Annotated in this window: 16 protein-coding genes and 1 pseudogene; 14 read left to right on the top strand and 3 right to left on the bottom strand. The window is 35.7% G+C overall.

What is annotated here, in order from left to right:
- Nucleotides 1-138: 138 nt before the first annotated feature.
- Entirely contained in the window at nt 139-315 is a 177-nt protein-coding gene (locus tag J7E66_RS28870; RefSeq protein ID WP_215006725.1) for a TetR/AcrR family transcriptional regulator, read from the bottom strand.
- Nucleotides 316-577: 262 nt separating this feature from the next.
- On the opposite strand from J7E66_RS28870, the gene J7E66_RS28865 reads away from it, so the two are divergent.
- The gene (locus J7E66_RS28865; RefSeq protein WP_215006723.1) at nt 578-1,786 is read left to right on the top strand and encodes a sensor histidine kinase; all 1,209 of its coding nucleotides are present in this window, start codon (nt 578-580) and stop codon (nt 1,784-1,786) included.
- Between the two features lie 221 nt (nt 1,787-2,007).
- The gene (locus J7E66_RS28860; protein WP_215006720.1) at nt 2,008-2,541 is read left to right on the top strand and encodes a DnaD domain protein; all 534 of its coding nucleotides are present in this window, start codon (nt 2,008-2,010) and stop codon (nt 2,539-2,541) included.
- Between the two features lie 29 nt (nt 2,542-2,570).
- Here J7E66_RS28860 and psiE read toward each other — a convergent pair whose 3' ends face one another.
- Nucleotides 2,571-3,023, bottom strand: coding sequence for a phosphate-starvation-inducible protein PsiE (gene psiE / locus J7E66_RS28855; RefSeq protein WP_215006718.1), 453 nt, complete (start codon nt 3,021-3,023; stop codon nt 2,571-2,573).
- Between the two features lie 499 nt (nt 3,024-3,522).
- Between psiE and J7E66_RS28850 the strand changes: the two genes are divergently transcribed.
- A complete protein-coding gene (locus J7E66_RS28850) occupies nt 3,523-4,149 on the top strand; it encodes a TerC family protein (protein WP_215006728.1) in 627 nt (208 codons plus the stop codon).
- A gap of 349 nt (nt 4,150-4,498) precedes the next feature.
- On the opposite strand, the gene J7E66_RS28845 is transcribed toward J7E66_RS28850, so the two are convergent.
- Entirely contained in the window at nt 4,499-5,590 is a 1,092-nt protein-coding gene (locus J7E66_RS28845) for a low temperature requirement protein A (protein ID WP_215006716.1), read from the bottom strand.
- Nucleotides 5,591-5,663: 73 nt separating this feature from the next.
- On the opposite strand from J7E66_RS28845, the gene J7E66_RS28840 reads away from it, so the two are divergent.
- The 11 genes and pseudogenes from J7E66_RS28840 to J7E66_RS28790 all read left to right on the top strand — a co-directional run.
- Nucleotides 5,664-6,218, top strand: coding sequence for an NADPH-dependent FMN reductase (locus tag J7E66_RS28840; RefSeq protein ID WP_215006713.1), 555 nt, complete (start codon nt 5,664-5,666; stop codon nt 6,216-6,218).
- A 92-nt stretch (nt 6,219-6,310) separates the two neighbouring features.
- Nucleotides 6,311-6,655: pseudogene (locus tag J7E66_RS28835) on the top strand (isochorismatase family protein); the annotation flags it as partial.
- A gap of 415 nt (nt 6,656-7,070) precedes the next feature.
- Nucleotides 7,071-7,448: a Gp49 family protein gene (locus J7E66_RS28830; RefSeq protein WP_215006711.1), complete on the top strand. Its 378-nt coding sequence runs from the start codon at nt 7,071-7,073 to the stop codon at nt 7,446-7,448.
- Nucleotides 7,449-7,626: 178 nt separating this feature from the next.
- Complete coding sequence (locus J7E66_RS28825) at nt 7,627-8,184, top strand: DUF4240 domain-containing protein (protein ID WP_215006709.1); 558 nt, start codon at nt 7,627-7,629, stop codon at nt 8,182-8,184.
- A gap of 258 nt (nt 8,185-8,442) precedes the next feature.
- Nucleotides 8,443-8,586 carry a hypothetical protein gene (locus J7E66_RS28820; protein ID WP_215006707.1) on the top strand — a complete coding sequence of 48 codons (144 nt, stop codon included), beginning with the start codon at nt 8,443-8,445 and terminating at the stop codon, nt 8,584-8,586.
- 506 nt (nt 8,587-9,092) lie between these two features.
- Nucleotides 9,093-10,394, top strand: coding sequence for a pyrimidine-nucleoside phosphorylase (locus tag J7E66_RS28815; RefSeq protein ID WP_215006704.1), 1,302 nt, complete (start codon nt 9,093-9,095; stop codon nt 10,392-10,394).
- A gap of 282 nt (nt 10,395-10,676) precedes the next feature.
- The gene (locus J7E66_RS28810) at nt 10,677-11,858 is read left to right on the top strand and encodes a NupC/NupG family nucleoside CNT transporter (protein WP_215006701.1); all 1,182 of its coding nucleotides are present in this window, start codon (nt 10,677-10,679) and stop codon (nt 11,856-11,858) included.
- Between the two features lie 123 nt (nt 11,859-11,981).
- Nucleotides 11,982-12,611: an AmiS/UreI family transporter gene (locus J7E66_RS28805; RefSeq protein WP_215006696.1), complete on the top strand. Its 630-nt coding sequence runs from the start codon at nt 11,982-11,984 to the stop codon at nt 12,609-12,611.
- Between the two features lie 679 nt (nt 12,612-13,290).
- Nucleotides 13,291-14,271: an ABC transporter substrate-binding protein gene (locus J7E66_RS28800; RefSeq protein WP_215006693.1), complete on the top strand. Its 981-nt coding sequence runs from the start codon at nt 13,291-13,293 to the stop codon at nt 14,269-14,271.
- Between the two features lie 83 nt (nt 14,272-14,354).
- Nucleotides 14,355-15,914 (top strand): sugar ABC transporter ATP-binding protein, encoded by a 1,560-nt coding sequence (locus J7E66_RS28795; protein WP_215006690.1) that lies wholly within the window; start codon nt 14,355-14,357, stop codon nt 15,912-15,914.
- Nucleotides 15,915-15,919: 5 nt separating this feature from the next.
- On the top strand, nt 15,920-16,651 hold a 732-nt coding region (locus tag J7E66_RS28790), incomplete at its 3' end, for an ABC transporter permease (protein WP_215006687.1).

The following is a 16,651-nucleotide window of genomic DNA, read 5'->3' as shown; positions in this document are numbered from 1 at the left end:
AAGTGACTTTTTCAGTGGCTTCTGACGGTTCTCATGGTTTTATTGAGGTTAGTGTGACCGCAAGAACCGTCCAACCGTCGCCATGGTCTCTCCCATGGTCTTTTTTATTTATCAAAAAGCAGCGTAAAACCCCTAGCTTCAGCTCTGGGGATACTCATCGATAAAACGATAATAAAATGTAGAACGATTAATCTTTGCTTCCACTGTAATATCAGTTATGGATATTTCATCAAAATTCTTTCGCTTTGATAACGTTAAAAATGCATCAATAATGTATTGTCGAGTGCATTGGATACGCGGATCCTGCTTTTTCATCCTATCACCCACCCCAACGAACAAAGTTTAGATTTGTTTATTATATATATATATGCTAACAAATTATAAACTTTTTCAACAGTCGTTGGAATAGAATTAAATCACTTCTAATAAATCCATAGCATACTTAGCTCGCCCATTTCTCAATTTTCATAACAAAATTTAATTAATAAAAAAATAATATGATATTATAAAAATAGGTAAATTAGCACTATAGTATTGTCTTATAACATAGTATTGAGATCAAATAAAAGGAGTAGGTATGAAGGGATTTTATACTCATATAAATAAAAAGTTATATTATTTTACGGTATTAATCGTAATAGCCATTATGATAATGGGTTTGTTAATGGGTAATCCACGTTTTGGTAAGTTTGATTCTGGTTATATTTTCCATAGTGAACTTGTTGTCATTCTATCTGCCTGTTTATTGCTTTATCCTAAATATATCACTCATGTTTTTAGACTGATCATCATTACAATTGCGTCCGTTTACTTTTATGCGCTGTTCTTTTTATATCCAGATACTTGGTCCACCTTTATTTTTCTATGTTTTATTCCAGCCATCGCGATTCTGTTTTTTGATTCAAAGCTCTTTTATTTTTCTTTACTATTAAACAGTGTGTCCATCATTTTTACATTTAGTTATATTATGCTTAATGATCAAGGATATCCCTATATCAAGCAGGATTTAATAGGAAATGTTATCAACTTTATCGGGAGTCAAGTGATTATCTATTTTATTTTTTATTTAACGCAAGGAAGAATTAAGAAACAGCAATTATACTATGAACAAATTCAGCATTCAGAGCGTTTGAAGACAACTGGACAACTAGCAGCTGCTGTTGCACATGAAATTAGAAATCCTTTGACCGTTGTGAAAGGTTTTTTACAGTTATACCAAAAAGACGCTGGATTTAGTGATGATATAAAAGGAAATTTTACTTTGATGATTGATGAATTAAATATTGCTGAACAGGTAATTACTCAATTTTTATCTATAGCGAAGCCAAATAAGGAAACAGAAGTAGAAACAGTCAATTTAAAGGTTGTCCTTCAGAGTGTAACCGATCTACTTTATTCGTATGGGCTTTTACATGATAATAAGATTGAATTAATTAGGGTTGAAGATTGCTATATCGCTGCTAACAATATAGAGTTTAAACAATTATTAATAAATATTATAAAAAACGCCATTGAGGCCTCCAAAATTGGTGATTCGGTTATTGTATCAGCTGATAGGAATAAAGATTTCGTCGAGATTAAGGTAGTTGATTTTGGACAGGGGATGTCAGAAGCAGAAATCAAATCCCTTGGTACTCCTTTTTATTCTTTAAAAAGTAAAGGGACCGGATTAGGTATGATGGTTTGCTATAATATTGCAGCAAAATATAAAGGAACCATTGACTTCCAAAGTACTAAAGGTGAAGGAACTACCGTCACTATACGCTTTCCATCAAAAAATTCCTGAATCCATTGGGCAGATTCGACGGTTCTTATGGTTTTTAATGAGGCTAGTGCCAACCACAAGAACCGTCACCATGGTCCCAGTTCTTTTTAGATAATCTAAGAAAGATAAACGCCTTCAAAAGTCATTTTTGAAGGCGTTTTTTGATGTTTCGGCAAGGAAGTTAGCGGCCAAGATGAAAATGATGCATATCTAGAACCTGATGTGGAGAGCTTGACGATACGTTGACGCATCGTGATACGAGAAGGGGGCAAAAAGAAGAAGAAAATAAAAAAGAAAAACAACAACAAGAAGCTTTTAATCCAAATAAAAAGGAAAATCCAGACACAGAAAATAATCAAAAAGTAGTAAATGTAAAAGAAATTATTGAGTTTTGGGACAACAATGGATTTGGTTTTTCGAACATGAATGCCAAACAACAGTTAGTATCTTGGTTAGATGATTCTAGCTTTTTTACAGCCGAAAGAGGTGATTTTAAAGCGATGAATATTGCGTGTGCCAACAACAAGCGACGGCTGAGCTATGTTGTTGGGATTCTGAAAAACTGGGTAAATGACTCCTTACTGACCGTAGAAGAAATTGATTCTTTTTATGATAGTCAAAATTCTGCACCAAACCATAGGCCATCATCCGAATCGTTTCCTGCCGGAAGAGCAATTCCAAGTGGATTAAACTTGACCTTACGGCAGGTGAAGCTGGATGCGAATAGCTGGAATGGACCATGTGGGCAGTTCCTGTGGTCAGTACTAATGCATTAAAAACCATGAGATCCGTCCCTGTGGAGGCTTCAAACATTATTTTTTTTAAAGAACCATTTACGATCAGGTCTTTCACGAGGAGTTAAATTCATAATGAAATACCCAATGATGAGGATTAAGATGACAAGCGAATAAAGCATTGTATTTACAGGCTGCTCGTGGTCAACGATAATTATTCTTACCATTGCGGTGATGCCTATATATATAAAATATCTAATAGGGAAATGGTATTCCTCCTTGAAATATTTAACAATCATCGTAATAAACTCAAAATATAAAAAGAAGATGAGTATATTATCCAAAAAAAGTTTATAGTCGTCGCTGCCACTTTCTATCAAAATATGACTGAAAATGATTAATTCCTTAACTAGTAAAATCGTTAGAATAATTGCTAAAAAAATGAGAGAAATATTTAAAAATACCTGGAGAATCTTAGGTATAATGCATAAAACAAAAGTAAAATCCTTTTTTACCTTTAACATGGTAACCATCCTCTCACCAATTTAAACTATAGATTATATTTAATAAAACTTGATTACATATTATTTTTAATTTTGTGAAAAATCAAGATAATTTTATGTAAAGACCAAGATCATAGGAACGGTTATATTATTTTTGGCTTCTATCTGTTCCTAAAATGTGTTATCTGATTTTTCAAGAATTTATTTATGCGCCCGGAAGGACAGTTGCATATAAATCAAGGGGTGTAGCGGATCTAATTTAACGCCATTTTTAAATATGATGAAAATCGGAATGAGAGGAATGAATATAGAGTTACCTTTCCATATCAGCTTGTGGTAGCCCTCGTAAAGACAATGCGGCTTTAAAGACTGTTCTTTCGAAACCCCTAGCTTCAGCTATAGGGATACTCATACGTATAAGAAAAGGTCTTTTTTTTCCATCAAATTAATATAATGACAAAGTTAACTTTTTCTAGAGGTGAATACTTTGGAGATTTTTGGTTTGTCATTTGCGGTACTCATGAAAATAATTTTAATCAATATTGTCTTAAGTGGAGATAACGCAATCGTTATCGCAATGGCATCACGTAATGTTCCAAAGAAACAACAAAAGAAAGCGATCTTTTGGGGAACATTTGGAGCCATTATTTTACGTTTAATATTTGCAGTAGCAATTATTTACCTACTAGACGTACCTTATGTAACTTTTATAGGTGGGCTTCTTCTAGTGTATATTGCCATTAAACTACTAATTGGCGATGATGAAGAAAATCTTAGAGAAGGAGGTTCAAGCTTATTTTCCGCTGTGAAAACAATCATGATTGCTGATGCCGTAATGTCGCTTGATAATGTACTAGCTATTGCTGGTGCTGCTGAAGGAAATTTAGTCGGTATTATCATCGGAGTTATTATTAGTATTCCTATCGTTGTTTTTGGGAGCCAGTTAATATTAAAAGCAATGGAAAATTACCCTATTATCTCTTATGCAGGTGCGGGAATCTTATCTTGGACTGCAGGTGAAATGATCGTCGGAGAACCAAAATTTGAACCTATTCTCACTCAAGGTCTACATTTATTGGTTCCTACGGCTATTACAGTTTTTGTTATTGGTTTTGGATATTTAATTTCTAAGAAAAAACTGCTATAGAAAAAATTCCAAGTAACCATGCGCCTTTACGAATGACACATGGTAAATTCCCATTAATTTCGATGTCCTTGCCATTTAGCAGCTTTGGCTTAATGCCACCGCTGCTAAATGCTATCTTAGTTGGTATTGTTGGATTGAAAAACTACCCCAGGCAAATGACCGTAAAGAATTACCTATTAATTAAAAATTTTGGATCGATATTGTTTAGGGAATAGTAAAGGGAGAGGGACTTCTATGTTTTAAATAGGAACTAAAAGGATAGCGTATTTTCCTTACATGGGGGACATGTATTCGAATTAGCTTGATAGGCATGCATCAGGACCCCCATTATTAAATTTTCCGTATTTTATTAAGTGGTTGTAAATTTAGCATAGATGATAAAAAATAGAGTTAATTCACCCATTATGACAATGTTTGGAACTACCATGATCAAATTAATAATAAAAAAGGCTGCTAAAATCCCTAAAAACAACCCTAAATGATAAATTTTCAGACGGTGTTGTTCATACCTGTATTGATGAAAAACAATGGTAGTTGAAATGAAATAGAGCAATACAGAACTAAATACAAAATATACGATAAATGAATAATGGACCTCAGATAAAAACATCAGTTTGATAGATGCTGCAATCATGCTCAAAGACATTAGAATAAACAGATGTCCGTAAATAATAGTTTGTCCTGCCCCATGAATCGACTTATCTACCTTCTTTTCTACATTATCAAAATATTGCCACCACATCGAAATAATAAGGATAAATGAAATAATCGAAAATGAGATCGAATTCCAATCACCTTTTTGGGGCTGTAGTACAAATAGGGTGCTGACGACCGATTCTCCAAAAAGGATTAATGTCAATAAAGCAAATCGTTCTAATAAATGGGCCGTATTGGTCAGGGCTCTTACCAAATATCTGCGTCCGAAAACAGGCACAATAACATCGACAATAATTCCTGCATATAACGCAGCGTATCGAATCCATGAATCAAAAAAGATAGAGAGAAATGAGAGGAGGACTCCAATCCCAAAACATGTTCCTAAAAACCGCGCAGCTGTTTTTCTATCCCCTTCTTCTAGATTCTGAACAACAAGATACTGAATTGCCGTTAGTGCCCTTACTCCAATATAGCCAATAAGAAAAGGGAGATAGTATTGATCAAAATCTTCCGATAAGCTGGATGTCATAACAAGGACAAATAACATTTGAAGAATTATAAAGATACGTTGATGCAAAAAATCTTGTCCAAACCGATTAATAAACATTGTTTGTCCAGTCCAAGACCACCATATCGGGATAAACATTAGAGCAAACTTTAATAGATATTCTGGATAAATATAACCTTTTTCAACATGAAGTAAAACATGAGTAGTAGTTGCAACTGCTGCCACAAATAGCAAGTCATAAAAAAGTTCTAACCAAGTCACCTTTTTTTCTACCATAGCTAGCAACGCCTCCTATAAATGATAAAATATGGTATTATTAAATTTGATTTCAAACAAGGAGGGAATCTCTATGCCCAAAACCATTGGCCTTATTTGTGGAAGTTTACGAAAAAATTCTTATAACCGAATCGTTGCTCAATCATTGACAGATATGAGTGATGCTGCTCAATTTCGCTGGATCGAAATCAACGATCTTCCTTTGTTTAACGAAGATTTAGAAACTGGCGGTGATCCAGAAACAGTAACATTATTTAAGTCCGCTATTCAGGACGTTGACGGTATCATTATCGTTAGTCCAGAGTACAATTCTGGAATTCCGGGCGTGCTAAAAAATGCATTAGACTGGGCGTCAAGAACTCCGAAGTCCTCTGTTCTTAGTAGAAAACCGGTTGGCTTAATCGGAGCAACTCCTGGGGGATTAGGGACTGCCTTTGCTCAAATGCAAATCAGACAAATATTAGAAGCAATACAAGCTCAGGTTCTTCCATTTCAAAAAGTGCTGATTTCGCAAGTACATGAAAAGATTGACTCTGATCAGAAAGTGCTTACTGACGAAAAAACAAAACGATATCTTGAGCGCTATTTACAACAATTTATTCATTGGATCGATCACACTCCTTTTTAAATTAACCAAAGAATACAGAGCATCATCAGTAATTTTTTGTGATGATTTTATATATATATAAATTTTGTTGACAGTAAATAGTGTTGTCATTGGTTGAAGCAACAGGTAAAAAACAACTAATTATAGCAGGAGTTGTTACTGATGTTTGTGTTGCGTTCCCGGCACTATCTGCTGTAAATGCTGGTTACGAAGTATTTGTTGTCACTGATGCTTCCGGAACGTTTAGCAAACAAGTAGCGAACGCGTCATTAATGCGTATGGCCCATGGTGGAGTACAGCTTATGAACTGGTTTAGCGTAGCGTGCGAATTACAACGCGATTGGCGCAACGACGTTGAAGGTTTTGGCGCTTTACTCTCTAGTCAACTTCCTGGTTATCAAAATTTAATTGGAAGCTATAGGGGAGCTCAGAGAGACCACGGCAAGCAGAATGACTAGATCAACAAAGGTCAACATGACATATATTTAGCTAACCTCACCAACAAACGCGGATTTTATACGAAATTCGCGTTTTGCCATCAGGACCCCTTCTTCAACTAAACCAGCTAATAGTTTGTCAACATTTTTCAATAAAAAGATTAATAACCTCGTGATATACTAAAATGTTTATTCCAAATAACCTTCCGTTAAACCCTAATTGGAGTGTTTTGTTGTATTTAGTTAGATATGGTTTTTAAACCAATATTGGAAAGTAGTTCTGCTTTTGTAAGGCGTAAATCCAATGTAAGAAAAATTAAGTACCTTCAATATTAGAAGGTATTTTTTTTTGGAAATGAAATATATAAAGTAACACAACCTTTGTTCTAAGTTGTTTTTATCCTATTAACCAAATAATTTAAAGGGAGTGCGGTAAATGGTAAGTATGTTCATAGATAGTATTTGTCCAAAATGCGGAGAGATCAATCAAGTGGAACATAAAGGGGAAAAAATTCTTATCGTAACTTGTAAGAATCACCATATGTATGACCATATCGTCATCCCGTATTCTCGAACCCATCCGATTAAGGATGAAAAACGGATTAAATTAGAAGAAATGCTCGTAGAGAAAAAATTCCATCGTATGAGTGATAAATCAACGATATGTCTTCTTATTTTTAATAATGGGTATGAAATTGAAGGACGTTCGACAGTTCGAGACGTTGCAGATTTTCGTACTGTAGTGGGTAAGGATAAGGCCTATGAACAAGCATTAAAGAAAGCGATGGTGGCCTTAGGGGCATACCTAGTATAATAGCAAATTATTAAAAAGGAGTTGAACTCTTAGAATGGCGATACTCCTTAGCGGTATCGCAATTTTTTTGGGTTGTAAATAAATTGTTATACTCGATAAAATAGGAATTAATAAATATTTTTGGTAAAAGGAAAAACCGTAATTGAGTAATATCTACATATACTGGAGGGGTCATAGAGTGAATAAAACGGAATACTGGAATTTAATAGAGCAGTCCAAGTCTTACAAAGAAGACCAGGTTGACTGGTTAACAGAAGAACTTAGTAAGAAATCGATAGATGAGATCGTGGATTTTGAGTTTATTTTCGAAGGTTACATGAAGGAAAGCTATCAATCTCATCTATGGGGTGCAGCCTATCTGATCATGGGAGGATGCTCTGATGATTCTTTTGATTATTTTAGAGGATGGCTCATTTCACAAGGACAAGAGGTATACGAGAAAACACTGAAGGAACCCGAATTTTTGGCAAATTATATAACTGAAGAAAATTTGGGAGATGAAGGTGTTCCGGAATACGAGGATTTTCTAAATGTAGGTTTTGATGCCTATACACTGAAAAAGGATGGTGACCCAGAAGATTGGGATGAAGATTTGTATGACGAGATGCTAGAGTTGTTGTCTCAAAAGGGATTGGTAGATAATAAAGAAATTGAATTTGATTGGGAAGACGAAGATGATCTAGAAGAGATGTTTCCAAACCTTTGGGAACGATTTGGAGAAGATCCTCTTGGTTAAGTGGTAGATTTCGGTTGGTAAATAGTGACTGCACTGTTTGTCATTGGTACATAAGGTCTAAAAAAACTAATCAAGCGTTTGATTGGATCGCTGGAATCCTTGGTACGTATGGGCCGAATAAAATCAAAACCCAAAATTAAGCCTCAATAGGTTTAATTTTGGGTTATTTTTAGGACTCCACATAGGCGAACAGTGACAGTCACTGTTCGCAAATTCTAACACGTATTAAACTATTATAAAGTAAGGACGGTGATTCATTTGGTTGCAGGAATTGTAACTGCCGCTTTATTGCTATCAGGAGTGGTTACAGGAGTAGTGGTACTAGCGGCAAGGAACCGACCTAAATTAGCGAAAGAAAATATACCTGAAAAAAAGAGAAGTGTTTTTCCTATCTACAGCTAAAACACCCATGTCACCTCATTTCTTATCTATCTCCATCTTTCCACGATCGGATATATTGGTAGATCATCCATTTCCCGCTTTTAACTCCAATTGTTTTGTATACCTAGTTGAATTATTTGATGAAATGGCAAGGGTTATTGTATATTACCAATCTTTACAATTTTTCTATTGTACTTTTACAAAAGTTCAGTAAATTCTTAAATATAGTGCATATTTGCTGATATGAATGTTATTTAGGACGAAGATGGCGATATGGTAAAAAATGAGTTTGAATTTTGTTCAAATGTTACTTAACATTTGTTCACTATCTGTGCTATAGTTATTTTGAAATAATAAGTGGATAGATGAAAGCGTTCGCTTCGGGAAAACACAAACCAAGATTTCAAGAAGTTATTAGTCAGATTTCTACTAGTATTTAGAAGCTGAACAGTTTGTAACTTTAATGATCTTAAACTTTCTTTAAAATATATAAAAAGACTTTAACCTAAATTTAGGGGGAAAACGATATGAGAATGGTTGATATTATTGAGAAAAAACGTAATGGTCTTGAATTAACAAACGAAGAAATTCAGTTTTTAATAAATGGATTTACCAACGGAAGTATTCCTGACTATCAAATGTCTGCATTTTCAATGGCAGTATTTTTCCAAGGAATGTCCAAAGAAGAACGCGTCTATTTGACGGAAGCGATGGTTAACTCTGGGGATCAAATCGATTTATCCGGAATTGAAGGAATTAAAGTAGATAAGCATAGTACTGGCGGTGTTGGTGATACAACCACACTTGTGTTAGCGCCATTAGTCGCCTCTGTTGGGGTACCTATTGCCAAAATGTCTGGCAGAGGTCTTGGGCACACCGGCGGCACGATTGATAAATTAGAATCAGTAAAAGGTTTTCATGTTGAAATTACAAATGACGAGTTTATTCGTTTAGTGAACAAAAATAAAATTGCTGTAATCGGCCAAAGTGCCAATTTAACACCTGCAGATAAAAGGCTTTATGCCTTAAGAGACGTAACCGCTACAGTCGATTCGATTCCGCTTATTGCAAGCTCAATTATGAGTAAAAAAATTGCCGCAGGAGCAGATGCGATTGTTCTTGATGTGAAAACAGGCAGTGGGGCTTTCATGAAGAATCTCGACGATGCGAAAGAATTGGCACAGACAATGGTGGACATTGGAAATGGTGTGGGACGGAAGACAAAAGCGATCATTTCTGATATGAGCCAGCCGCTCGGGTTTGCCGTAGGAAATGCTTTAGAAGTGAAAGAAGCAATTGATACCCTTCGTGGACAAGGTCCAGAGGATTTACATGAATTATGTTTAACACTTGGCAGCCATATGGTCGTCCTAGCAGAAAAAGCAGCCGATTTGCAACAAGCGCGTGAAATGTTGGAAGAGTCGATCCGAAACGGAAAAGCATTACAATCCTTTAAAACATTCCTTGCTGCCCAAGGTGGAGACGCTTCTGTTGTTGATGATCCTACAAAACTTCCTACAGCTAAATATACGATCGAAGTACCAGCCCTAAAAACAGGATGTGTTGCTGAAATCACTGCCGAGATGATTGGGATTGCCGCAATGATGTTAGGAGCTGGACGCATCACTAAAGAATCAGTCATTGATTTGGCAGTAGGCGTTATTCTCCACAAAAAAGTAGGCGATTTTGTCCAACAGGGTGACGCACTTGTGACAATCCACAGTAATGTTGAGAATGTTCAAGAAGTCATCGAGAAAATTTACGCAGCCTACAAACTAGTTGAAGAAAAAGTAGCCCAACCAACACTTATTTATACAGAAATCCATTAATCCCTGACGAGGGTGGCTTGTTGGTCAGTCTCAGGCTTTTTGTTTTCTTATAGAAAAATCATGAATGGAGAATAATAAATTAATTGATCAAGCGATCTAGGCTCGGAAACAGGCCTATTCGCCATATTCAAGCTTTCATGTCATTGCAGCTATATTAACAAAGAATAACCAGGTATCTTTTTCTTCAAAGGATTTAAAGAAGTAATCTGTTTGGGATAGCCCTGTAGTCAGGTTCGGAATCATTTACATCTTAGAATAAAATACATCATTGTGGAGGAAATCATGAAATACATCATAGCCATCATTGGATTACTTGTTGTTTTTGGACTTGCTTTTGTTGCAAGTAATAATAAGAAAAATATTAAAATCAAACCGATTATCCTAATGGTCATCATTCAAGTAATATTAGCGGCATTATTATTAAATACAAAATTTGGTTTAGTCTTAGTTAAAGGATTTGCTGACGTTTTTAGTAAATTATTAGAATACGCAGCCAGCGGTATTTCCTTTGTGTTTGGCGGGCTTGCGAATAAAGGTGAAATGTCGTTCTTCCTTAATGTATTACTTCCAATCGTGTTCATTTCAGTATTAATTGGGATCTTCCAGCATTTTAAAATACTCCCTATCATTATGAAAGCAATAGGCTTATTGTTAAGTAAAGTAAATGGTATGGGTAAATTAGAGTCATACAATGCCGTAGCTTCCGCGATCGTTGGTCAATCAGAGGTATTTATTACGGTTAAAAAGCAGCTCGGCCTGCTGCCTGCCCATCGCTTATATACATTATGTGCTTCCGCGATGTCAACAGTTTCAATGTCCATTGTCGGTGCGTATATGACAATGATTGAACCAAGATATGTTGTGACAGCACTTGTGATAAACCTATTTGGTGGATTTATTATTTCATCGATTATTAATCCATATACTGTGCCAGAAGACGAAGATATTCTCAACATTCAAGATGTGGAAAAGCAAAGCTTCTTTGAAATGTTAGGCGAATATATTATGGATGGATTTAAAGTAGCCGTCATTGTCGGTGCTATGTTGATTGGATTTGTTGCTTTAATGGCTGGTATCAATAGTGTTTTTGATATGGTTTTCGGAATTTCATTTCAGGAAATTTTAGGATATATTTTTTCACCATTTGCCTTTATCATGGGAGTTCCATTTTCAGAAGCTGTCCAAGCTGGGGGAATTATGGCAACGAAGCTTGTCACAAATGAGTTTGTAGCGATGATGGATTTAGCAAAAATACAGGAGAGCTTTAGCCCGCGTACATTAGGAATTATTTCTGTCTTCCTTGTCTCTTTTGCAAACTTCTCCTCGATAGGAATTGTAGCAGGAGCCGTAAAAAGCTTAAATGAAAAAAAGGGAAACACTGTCGCACGATTTGGTCTAAAACTTTTATTTGGAGCAACATTAGTTAGTGTTTTATCATCCGTGATCGTAAGTATCGTGTTATAAATGAGGTTGTTTTCGTAAAGACAATAAATGATGTTGAAAAAGCAATTTCTTTTCTTAGTTGAGAGGGGATTGCTTTCTAAAAGGAGGGGGAGGTTGTGAAAATAGTTTTTCACAACTATTAATATGAGTTTTGTTGGTTTATTTCTCTCAGGTGCAGTATTATTTTTAAACAGTCTTATGCTATTGGGGAAGGCAGAAGCAAAAAGTGTGGGTGTTTTTAATATATTCATTGGAATTATTCAAATTATAATCCCATCTTACTTAATGTTTGCATCGGGTCAAAATAATTGGGAACTTTATAATGTTGCATCTATTTTTCTATTTGGCTTAACCTATTTATATGTTGGGGTAACCGTATTGAAAGGGCTTGATGGCAGCGGTCTCGGTTGGTTTAGTTTATGGGTCGCTATTATTGCAGTCGTCTATACGTTAACATCGATTATTCACTTTCACGATGTTGTCAATGCATTAACATGGGGTATGTGGGCACTATTATGGTTTTTGTTCTTTCTATCAAATGCGCTTAAAAAGAAAATAGATACCTACATTGGGATTGTTGCTTTCGTACAGTCATGGGTAACGCTGACCATTCCAGCTTTGCTGTATTTCTTAGGTGTCTGGAATACACGATTTGTCTCTCAAATCTGGACCCTCGTTTTAATTCTAGCGATTGTCTATTTTGTTGTAAGTCTTTTCAAAATGAAATTTTCATTTAAAAAAGAGAATAGTGGACAAGAAATTCAAGTGATATGATTAAAAGATATGCTTCAAAAACCTGTGTAGATTTAATCTGCACAGGTTTTTTTATGAGAACGGTGCCTGTGCGTTGCGAATCCAAAAGAAATAAACCAAACACCCTTTCTGGTTGGAGAGGGTGTTTTTGGTTTATTGTTGTCTGTCATATCCTCCGACAAAAACGATAAAACTTTCTGGGGTGTGACAGGCACTGAATCTATTTTTTATTTTTGTTGCATTTTACCAATATAATAAAAAGCATAAAAAGTAGGTTCCTTTCTTTATAGATAAGTTTGTCAAACATCATTGAAATATATGCTACGATCTGTGAGAACTTCTATTTGAATAGTTCATATTTAGCTATATTAATATATTTTTGTCTAAATATGGGATTGTTGACAATTAAAAACAGCCATAATATAATCTGAATTAACTTAAAACATTCAAAAACAATCATAAATGATCAATAACGTTCAAATAAAACTCCAAAAATAATCATTGAAATGATTTTATTTTCCAAAGAGATGAAAACGGTAACAGAGGAGTTTATACCTAATAATCTAGTAGAAAGGATTTATAAATCTATTTGTACAACCTAAAAATGTTTTTAAGGAGGTGATGTAATTAAAACTGAAAGCGATAACAAATTTAACTTCTTTAAGTAATCTTTAAGTTTATAAAAACTAGGGGGATCATAATGAGAAAAAATGTAAAAATGCTATTAATACTAGCTTTAATATTTGTAATGGCTGTGATGACTGCGTGTACTAGTGCTAGTGAATCATCAAGTGAATCTACGAAAGATAACAAAGAGCAAAAAGGTGACAAAAAGTTAACAATTGGATTAACTGTGGGTACTTTGGCCAATCCTTTCTTTGTTGCCATGTCAAAAGGGGTTGAAGAAGCAGGGAAAGAATTAGGTGCAGAGGTTTTTGTTGAAAGTGCTGAATATGATCTCGCAAAGCAAACATCTCAAATTGAAAACTTCATTACAAAAAAAGTAGATGTAATTTTATTAAATGCTGTTGATACAAAAGGAATTGCAGCAGCTGTTCAAGAGGCAAAAGACGCTGGTATTCCTGTAATCGCTGTAGATACGAATGCTGATGGTGGTGTCGATGCTACTGTTACATCGGATAACTATCAAGCTGGTAAACTAGCTGGAGAATATGTCATTGAACAATTAGGTGGAAAAGGAAACATTGCTATTATTGATGGACCTCCTGTTTCAGCAGTAACAGACCGTATTAAAGGGTTTGAGGATGCTATTAAAGATTCTAAAATTAAAATAGTAGCGAAGCAAAACGGCGAAGGAAATCGTGAAAAGGCATTAACCGTTATGGAAAGTATTTTACAAGCGAATCCATCAGGCTCTATTGACGCCGTATTTGCGATCAATGACCCTGAAGCAATCGGTGTTGAAATTGCTCAAGAGCAAGCTGATCGTAAAGATGAATTTTTCATTGTGGGTGTAGATGGTGCTCCTGAAGTGACAGAAGCGATGGCAAAAAAGGGAAGTACTATTAGGGCAACTTCCGCGCAATCACCAAGCGATATGGTGAAAAAGGCTGTTGAAATTGGAATGAAAGTGAAAAATGGTGAAGATGTAGAAGATCTTATTAAAGTTCCGGTTAAACTTGTTACTCAAGATAAATTAGATTCTTACCAAGGGTGGTAAGCCTCCTCTAATCAAAAGGGCTGATAAGGAAAGACCCCTTATTCAGCCTTTTTATAAAATTAAAAAAGGGGTGAGATAAAAGTATGGCTGTTACAGAAAGGTTATTGAAGGTTCAGCATGGTCATAAAAATCCAGTGTTAAATATGGAGGGAATTGGTAAAACGTTCTCAGGTGTAACCGTATTAAACAATGTGAAAATTGAACTTTATCCAGGTGAAGTACATGCCTTAATGGGTGAGAATGGAGCCGGAAAGTCAACTTTTATGAAAATTTTAGCAGGGATCTATACACCTGATAATAATGGTGGAAAGATCTATTTTAAAGGTCAGCCAACTTTGTGGAAGGATCCTGTTGATGCAAGGAACAAAGGTATAAATGTTATTCATCAGGAGTTAAGCCTTTCTCCCAATTTGACGATTAGTGAAAATATCTTAATGGGTTCAACCTTTCCGAGAAATCGGTTAGGGATGGTTAAGTGGGGAGAGGTGCATAAAAGTGCACAAAAGGTGTTGGATTCAATGGGTTCTAATCTTGACCCCCGCCAATTAGTTTCAACCCTAAGCGTGGCTCAACAACAAATGGTGGAGATCGCCCGAGCATTATCCTTTAAGGCAGAGGTTCTTATCATGGATGAACCAACAGCCTCTTTAACAGATAAAGAAATTATGAAACTATTTGATATTATTGAGGATTTAAAAAAACAGGGTGTTGCCATCGTTTATATTTCTCATAGAATGGAAGAAATCTTTACGATTGCTAATAGATTTACTGTCTTACGTGACGGTGAGTGGATTGCAAGTGGCCCCATTGAAGAGACAAACCCCGATCACCTTGTGAAGCTTATGGTAGGTCGTGATTTAAAAGATTTGTTTAATCGAGATAAGTCTTTTGATCCTAAAAAACTTTCAAAAAGCAGTTCCCCTGTTCTAGAACTGAAAAATGTTTCTGATAACACCATTGTTAAAAACGTTTCGTTAAAAATCTACCCAGGTGAAATTATTGGTTTAGCAGGGCTTGTAGGTGCGGGGAGAACAGAGTTAGTTAGGGCTCTATTTGGTGCATCTGAGTTAGTAAGTGGCGAAATATTTGTAGACGGAAAATCTGTTAAAATACAATCCCCTATAGATGCAATGGCTAATGGAATTGCTCATGTACCTGAAAGCAGGAAAGAGCAAGGATTATTTTTATCTATGTCTGTTAAAGAGAATATTTTAATGGCAGAGTTGAAAAAGCATACGAAGGCTGGAATTGTTAGTTGGAAGGAAGTGAATGCTACCGCTGATCGTTATATAAAAGAACTAAACATAAAAATTGCCTCACCGGAACAGCAGGTATCGAACTTAAGTGGTGGTAATCAACAAAAAGTTGTGATCGCTAGATGGCTGTCCATCGGACCTAAAGTATTACTGCTTGATGAACCCACGAGAGGTGTGGATATTGGGGCAAAGACTGAAATACATAAAATTGTTTCGAAGCTTGCCGAAAATGGCTTGGCAGTTTTAATGATTTCATCTGAGCTTCCGGAAGTGTTAGGTGTTAGTGATCGAATCCTCGTCATGTGCGAAGGAAGGTTAACAGGAGAACTTTCGAGAGAAGAAGCCACACAGGAAAAAATTATGTACTTAGCTACTAGGGGGGAGTAAAGAAAATGAGGGGAAATACTCAAACAATATCACAAAGAGAAAGCCTACATGTTGGGAAGGTCCTTCACGGATTATGGAATCGATTGGGTATGATCATGATTTTAATCTTATTATGTGCTGTCCTTTCTTTTACCGCGCCTAATTTCTTAGAAACGGCCAATATGTTAAATGTATTAAAGCAGGTTTCCATCATTGCTGTGCTAGCTGCTGGAATGACAATTGTGATATTAACTGGTGGAATTGATTTGTCGGTCGGGTCAACAGTTGCTTTATCCGGCGTTATTTCAGTTATGGTCTCTTCAGCAGGAGTTAACCCCGTTATTGCCATGATATCAGGTGTGGCTGTAGGGTATGCAGTAGGACTAATAAATGGATTTTTCACTGCTAAAACAAAATTACCAGCATTTATTGTTACATTAGGTAGTTTCACCTATGTTCGAGGTCTTGCTTATGTCATTAGTGGTGGTTATCCGATTGTTTTACAAAATGAAACGTTCAAATTCATTGGCGGCGGAGCTATTTTCGGAATACCAACTCCTATCTATATCATGGTTTTTGTTTATATCGTTATGTTTTATGTTTTAAAGTATACCATGTTTGGCCGCCATATTTATGCCATTGGTGGAAATGAAGAAGCAGCACGATTAACAGGGATTAAGGTTGAGAAGTCATTAATTAATGTGTATTCCATCAGTGGATTATTAGCAGGTTTAGGTGGGGTCGTTTTAGCTGGCAGG

It is taken from the genome of Bacillus sp. ISL-7, from assembly GCF_018613065.1.
The sequence above is the reverse complement of the archived record's forward strand: the minus strand, read 5'-3'. Positions and strand labels throughout refer to the sequence as shown.